6 protein-coding genes are annotated in these 6712 nt (G+C 42.0%); all 6 read left to right on the forward strand.

Features of this window, described 5'->3' with window-relative positions; genetic code table 11:
- Positions 1-102: 102 nt before the first annotated feature.
- Positions 103-654: a YybH family protein gene (locus O9332_RS05575; RefSeq protein WP_288024155.1), complete on the forward strand. Its 552-nt coding sequence runs from the start codon at positions 103-105 to the stop codon at positions 652-654.
- Positions 655-688: 34 nt separating this feature from the next.
- Entirely contained in the window at positions 689-1078 is a 390-nt protein-coding gene (locus O9332_RS05580) for a DUF4904 domain-containing protein (RefSeq protein WP_002762506.1), read from the forward strand.
- A gap of 112 nt (positions 1079-1190) precedes the next feature.
- Positions 1191-2168 carry a sugar phosphate isomerase/epimerase family protein gene (locus tag O9332_RS05585; RefSeq protein WP_288024157.1) on the forward strand — a complete coding sequence of 326 codons (978 nt, stop codon included), beginning with the start codon at positions 1191-1193 and terminating at the stop codon, positions 2166-2168.
- 14 nt (positions 2169-2182) lie between these two features.
- Positions 2183-4144 (forward strand): galactose oxidase early set domain-containing protein, encoded by a 1962-nt coding sequence (locus O9332_RS05590; protein ID WP_288024159.1) that lies wholly within the window; start codon positions 2183-2185, stop codon positions 4142-4144.
- Between the two features lie 94 nt (positions 4145-4238).
- On the forward strand, positions 4239-5249 hold the full coding sequence (locus O9332_RS05595; protein ID WP_043999400.1) for an L-dopachrome tautomerase-related protein: 1011 nt from the start codon (positions 4239-4241) through the stop codon (positions 5247-5249).
- Between the two features lie 68 nt (positions 5250-5317).
- Positions 5318-6589, forward strand: a complete 1272-nt coding sequence (locus O9332_RS05600) for a Dyp-type peroxidase (RefSeq protein ID WP_288024163.1) — start codon at positions 5318-5320, stop codon at positions 6587-6589.
- Positions 6590-6712 lie beyond the last annotated feature (123 nt).

Genomic DNA, 6712 nt, shown 5'->3' on the forward strand with positions numbered 1-6712 from the left:
ACCTTTATAGAGACAGACATTGCCGCAATTTTTGTCAATTGTTTGCGATCTGGAGCGAACTAATCAATTAAATCTCTTGCCAGATAAGGATTGAGTCGATTTATGCCCCCCTATCGAACCATAACAAGTCCCGAAGAGCCATCAAAGGGAGCATCCCATTTTCACCATTGCCTTTTACAGATGGAAAAATTTCTCCTGAAACTCTCTCATGCAGACGCTCCCCCCATCCAAAATCCACAATCCAAAATGGGATACTCTCTCATGGAATCTAGTGATCACGCAAAAATCAGAAGCGTATTTGAAGAAGTCTATCCCACCAATGTTAGGGAGAGAGATCTATCTGCTTACGCCGATATGTACACAAAAGATGCCCTTTGGATGGCACCTGGAGTCCCCGATCGATCGGGAATTGCTGAAATAGTTGAAGGGTTTGCCGAACAGATTGCACAGAACGACATCGATCCTATTTTCACTGCTGAAGAAATCAAGGTTATGGGCGATTTCGGTTATGTCATAGGAATTTCTCGAGCCACAATTCGCCCGAAAGATGGCAGCCCATCAAGGTCCGTTAAGTTTCGGGCATTATGGTTAATGAAAAAAGAGCAAGATGTTTGGAAAATTAGTCGCCAGATCTGGAATAATAAACCGGAATAATTTTGTAAACCTTTCATTTTTGGAGACAGCTAAAATGGATAAGGAAGAATATCGCCACATTATTGACAACTACTTCCGTGCCTTCGGAACTGGCGATTTCTCTGAGGTGCAGTTCTCTTCTCAGATACAGTTTCTTAGCCCGATCAGTGAGAGAACTATCAACGGGACGGAAGATGTGTCAAACTTTGTAAGCGGTGTTGCTACTCGCGTCTCAGAGGTAAATGTCCTGTCAATTACCATTGAATACCCGAGGGCAAGTGGGGTCTGGCAGATGAAAACAACAAAAGGCACTCTATACACCCTGCACAATTTCTTCCGTCTTGACGAAGAAGGACTTGTCTATATTTGGCCGATGTTCGATCCCAAAGCGGTCATCGATAATCCAGCGGGATTGATTCAATGGCTTACGGGCAACGGCTATTAATTCGTTTTTCAATTCACACTGACTTTTGAATCAAAAAAAATCATCATCGGGAATAGCAAAAATGAGCAAATCTTCCTCCTTGTCTCAGCCTGATATTTACCTAAGCTTTTTCATGTTTACTACCGATCTAAAGCCCGATAACTCGGAATATCGAAAAACGGTTGTTGAACATATCAAAAAACTGCAAGATTTTGGTTACACTGGTTTCGAGTTTCCCATTGCACCTCCGCCTCCAGGAACTACAAATTATGCTCAGGATGATCTTAAAAACTATACTGAACTAAGGTCATATCTAGACAGCGAAGGATTGACAGAGGTAAAAATTTCTACTAATGTGGGGGCTACCCCTAGCTTCGATCCCAGTTCTCCCGACCCTGACATAAGACAAGAAGCTCTAGATTATCTTAAGTCACGGGTTGATATCACCGCCGCTTTAAGGGGTAATATCATGATGGGTCCAATTGTTATCCCTTACGGTCTTTTTCCAGTTACAGAATCCACCAAACAGCCTATCTGGAGTGATCAACTTCAGGATTATTTAAAAGGTCGCTATGAGAACGCTCAACCGATTCTTAATCAGTTAGGTGAATATGCAAAGGGCAAGAATGTCAAATTAGCGATCGAACCGATCACCCACTGGGAAACATCTGGACCGAACAAATTATCGCAATTAATTGAGTTTTTGGAGGAGGTTCCTAGTAAACAAGTAGGAGTGGTAATCGATAGCGCCCATGAAACTCTCGATGGCGAAGGTCCTGAGATTTTTGAGCAACAAGTTAAGTATCTTGCTGAACAGGAAAGACTCCACTATATCCAGGTGTCTCCTCCAGATCGCGGTGCCATTCATACCAGTTGGCTACCTTGGCAATCTTTTTTAAAACCAATTCTCAAGGTTTATCATGGGCCAATGGCGGTTGAGATTTTCAATGCTATTCCTGCTTTTACTAACTCATTGCGCCTGACTCGACGCAAGTTTTGGATTCCGGGAGAAGATGCAGCCAATGAATATCCCAGTGCCTATGATATTGCTGATCTTGCTATTAAAGCGACACGCCAAGAAATTGTTGAAACAATCAACAGCTATCGTTAAACTTAAGAGGTAATATGGGCTTTAGTTTATCTGATAAAAAAGCTAAAATTATCTCAGTCTTTCTGGTATTTGTTTTAGCATTAGGAATTGCCATTTGTGGCTTGGAAAATGCGATTGCCGCTCCCTTAAAAGGAAACCCAGAAATCATGGGAATGTGGGAAACCTTACCCATGCCACCGCCAGAAAATCGAATGCAGTCTGTCCATACTATAGTCTTACCCAATGGTAAGGTTTTGATGGTCAATGGCAGTAGTTTTCGCAGTCTGCTAGTTAAAGAAAATGGAGAAGATCAATTTACGCAATTTACCGAGGGAGTGGATGTCAAAAACTACGACGTAGTCAATAATACAGGGCTGCTCGATCCCGAAACAGGTAAAGTTGAACGCATTCCCTCACCCCCAGCCATACAACACGGGACAACTAACGATCTCTTTTGTGTGGGTCATGTACAGTTAGCGAACGGAAACGTTTTATTTGTGGGGGGAACAGGACGTTATTATCCCGGCGGTGCATTTACGGGAACAAAACAACTCAATTTATATGATTGGAAAACCGGGGAATGGAAAGACTTAGGGGAAATGAAAGAAGGACGCTGGTATCCGAGTTTAATTTCCTTGAATGATGGTAAAGTAGTGATTCTTTCCGGTTTAAAATGGGGAGGTCCTAATCAAATCAATCCCAGTATCGAAATTTACGATCCCAAAACCGAAAAACTCTCTTATTTTGATCCTACAACTATCAAAAACAGTCCCTTTAATACTAAAGTAGAAAATGGAGATGTTTATGATAGTATAGACCTCTATCCCCGGGTTTTTCCTCTAGCCGATGGACGGCTGTTGCTCACAGGAGATGAAGCCGGTATTGCCGGAGTTTTAGTGCCACATTCCAGCAAAAAAAGCTATTTGATGAGCATTAAAGAAGACGCAACTGGAAAATTATCTATTAGTTTTGAAGTAGGGCCAGACCGGGCAGAAACCAGCAAGGCTTACGGGACCGCCCTACAAGTGCCTAACTCCGAAGATGTCTTGTTACTAGGAGGCATCATTGGTACTAATAGTATTGCCTTTGGCCGAGGAGGTAATACTTCGGGTTTTCCAGGCGCTAAAGTCGTCGCTAGTTTACAACATTGGGTTTCTCCAGCAAACAGTCGCGAAAAGAATGGTAAATGGGAAATATTCCCCGATTTCCTCAAGACCCCCAGAGCTAACTTACAAGCGGTGATTTTACCCACTAAAGAAATTTTAGTGGTTAATGGAGGTGAATATCCCGAATACCTACCCGTTTACGAACCTTTATTGATGACTCCCGATGCAACCGCAGCAGCCGGGTATAAAACCCAGAGCTTGGAGCGGGCGAAATTGCCCAGGTTATATCATAATGGCGCAGTTTTATTACCAGATGCCCGTGTCCTAGTATTAGGTGGCAATGCTAACCGCGCTGCCAGGGAAAAAGACGGCACGGTTCATGTAAACGTTATAGGGGATCAGACTAGCTTTTTTAAATTTGCCAAGCTGCATGATCAATCAGGAAAGCCTGAAGAATTTGACCTCAATACTTTTTATCAAGATCCTCAGCATTATTTCGTGGAAAATGATAAAGAACCTTTTGTTCCAGCCGAAATTTGGCAAGGAGAGATCTTCAGTCCTCCTTATTTATTTAAGTCTGGTCCTCGCCCAGAAATTGTCAAAGCTACTGAAGAGCTTAACTACGGCCAATCTGGTAGCATTTCTGTAAAGAACGCCACGGAAAAAGGCTCTCTAGTTCTAGTTAAACTCGGTTCAGTCACTCATTCTTTTGATTTTGGGCAAAGATTAGCTGATTTGGCGGTAGAAAAGGTCACTTTGGGGGATGAGTCTGCCATTGACTTTAAAGTGTCAATCAGTCCCAATCTTTACCCACCGGGCTACTACATGATGTTCTACCTTAATGATGTGGGTAAGCCATCTCACGCCAAAATGGTCAAGCTTGGGGCTTGAGGTGCTAAAAATCGGCAATCCAAGGCACAATAATCAAGGAAAGTTTTCGATTAAAAAAAATACTCTTTTTGATCAATTGGGAGAAATTCTGCTGATGAAATATCTATCTGATAGCTTAGAAGTAGTGGCAGAATTGCCCTTTGCTCCAGGTAACATAACCCTAACCCCAGATGGCCGGCTTATTCTTAGCCTGCACCAATTTTATAACCCTGAAATGCGGGTAGCGGAATTAACTAAAGACGGTTTAATCCCGTTTCCTAATCAGTCGGACGGGACAATTATTACCCTTGATACCGTCTTAGGTATCAAGTCAGATGCTAAGGGAACTGTGTGGATGTTAGATAATGCCAATCAAAGCCAGTCAACCCCTAAACTGGTTGCTTGGGATACCCAAAATAATCAATTAGCGCGGGTAATTTATTTGCCCCCACCAATCACTCTCAATAATTCTTTTGTTAATGATTTGGTCATAGATCTGACCCGTAATTTCGTCTATATTTCCGATCCGGCTCCAGAAAAATTAGCGGCTTTGATTAGGGTTGATTTGAAAACGGGCTTAGCTTCTCGTATTTTGCAAGGATACCCCGGTATTATACCAGAAGATATCGATCTGGTGATTGATGGAACACCGGTACAAATTAAACAATCTGATGGAAGTTTGATTCGTCCTCATTTGGGTGTCAATGGCATTGTTTTAGATGCAGCCAATGAATGGGTTTATTTAAGCCCAATGCACCATACCAGTATGTATCGTATTCGGAGTGAGGATCTGAGCAACCCCAATTTAAGTGAAGCTGAACTGGGCAGTAAAATTGAACGATATAGCGATAAGCCAATTTGTGACGGTATTACTATTGACCAAGACAACAATATTTATCTGGGAGACTTAGCAGCTAATGGCATCGGGGTGATTACACCAGATCGCCGCTACCAACTGCTAGTAAATGATGAAAGATTGTCTTGGACTGATTGTTTAACCTTGGGATCCGATGGTTATTTATATGTGGATTGTAATCAATTAAATCGTTCACCACCTCTCAACGCAGGGGAAGATTCTTCCCATCCACCTTATTATATTTTTCGTCTAAAACTTTCGCAATCGTGAGGTATAAATCGGTAAAAATATTTAGTTTCAACTTGTCAAAACTGTAACCTAAATAGAGGAGTTAATCGATGGCACTTACAGAAGCAGACTTAAACACCTTACCAGAAAATGGCATTGATCCTGAAGAGCTTGGTAAATACCAGATTTTACTGGAAGATTTACAAGGCAATATTCTTCGGGGACATGGACGAGACTATAGCACCCATCTGTTTTTACAATTCAAACCAGATCTGACTAATCCAGTCAGAACGTGGATTCAAACTTTTGCCCAACAATATCTAAAATCTGCTAAACAACAGTCAGATGAGGCTCATCTATACCGAACCAAACAAGTATCGGGTGGCTTGTTTGCCAATTTCTTTTTATCTCGTAAGGGTTATGAATACCTAAAAATCGAACCCTACCAAATTCCCTCAGATCAGCCATTTCGCATGGGGATGAAAAATGATGACATCAGAAGTTTTTTAGGAGATCCACCGGTTGACCAGTGGGAAAACGGCTTTCAAACTCAAATTGACGCTTTAATACTGGTGGCCGATGACAGTATCCTCGATTTATCGGAAGCCGTCAAGAAAATAGAGGCACAATTGTGCCAAATAGCTGAAATTGTTCATCGAGATAATGGCTTTATCTTAAGAAATCAAGCCGGACAAATCATCGAGCATTTTGGCTTTGTTGATGGTGTGAGTCAGCCTTTATTTTTGAAGCGAGATATTCACAACTCACTACGCGATGACCGGGATTTTAAACAATGGGATCCGCGGGCATCTCTAGATGTTGTTTTAGTCAGGGATCCTAATGGACGAACTGAAGATAGTTATGGTAGTTATTTGGTTTATCGAAAACTTGAACAAAATGTGAAAGCATTTCGCCAGGATCAGCACCAACTAGCTCAAACTCTAAACATCAACGATGACTTAGCAGGAGCCCTGATTGTGGGCCGTTTCCAGGACGGAACTCCAGTTACTCTCTCGGATATGCCAACTTCTCCAGTTACACCCACTAACAACTTCAATTACGATCAGGATCAAACGGCGACAAAGTGCCCATTTCACGCCCACATTCGCAAAACAAACCCTCGGGGAGATACGGGGATAGTGGAGTCTTCTCCCGGTTTTAACGAAGCCTTAAAGATCGAAAAAAACCACCGAATTACCCGCCGGGCAGTTAGTTATGGAGAAAATGATGCCACAAAAGAACCCGAAAAGGACTCAGGATTACTGTTCATTTGCTTTCAATCTAGTATTGAAAATCAATTTAATTTTATGCAAGCAAGATGGGCTAATCCGAAAAACTTTGTCCAAGTCAATGTTGGTCCCGATCCATTGGTGAGAAGTTAAGCTTGTGTGTAATTTGTCAAGGGGTTATTGAAAAAAAATTGGGGACTACTTCGTTGCCGGTCAGGAAAAGGTGCTACAATCAGCTTGACTGTTGATTTTCGCTTTGTTTTGACAACTCCTAAA

It is taken from the genome of Microcystis sp. LE19-10.1B, assembly GCF_027530565.1.
Lineage (GTDB): Bacteria > Cyanobacteriota > Cyanobacteriia > Cyanobacteriales > Microcystaceae > Microcystis > Microcystis aeruginosa.

Bases quoted from the DNA above. Each gene is read 5' to 3' on its own strand.
- O9332_RS05575 (WP_288024155.1), top strand. From the start codon at position 103: ATGCCCCCCTATCGAACCATAACAAGTCCCGAAGAGCCATCAAAGGGA.
- O9332_RS05580 (WP_002762506.1), top strand. From the start codon at position 689: ATGGATAAGGAAGAATATCGCCACATTATTGACAACTACTTCCGTGCC.
- O9332_RS05585 (WP_288024157.1), top strand. From the start codon at position 1,191: ATGTTTACTACCGATCTAAAGCCCGATAACTCGGAATATCGAAAAACG.
- O9332_RS05590 (WP_288024159.1), top strand. From the start codon at position 2,183: ATGGGCTTTAGTTTATCTGATAAAAAAGCTAAAATTATCTCAGTCTTT.
- O9332_RS05595 (WP_043999400.1), top strand. From the start codon at position 4,239: ATGAAATATCTATCTGATAGCTTAGAAGTAGTGGCAGAATTGCCCTTT.
- O9332_RS05600 (WP_288024163.1), top strand. From the start codon at position 5,318: ATGGCACTTACAGAAGCAGACTTAAACACCTTACCAGAAAATGGCATT.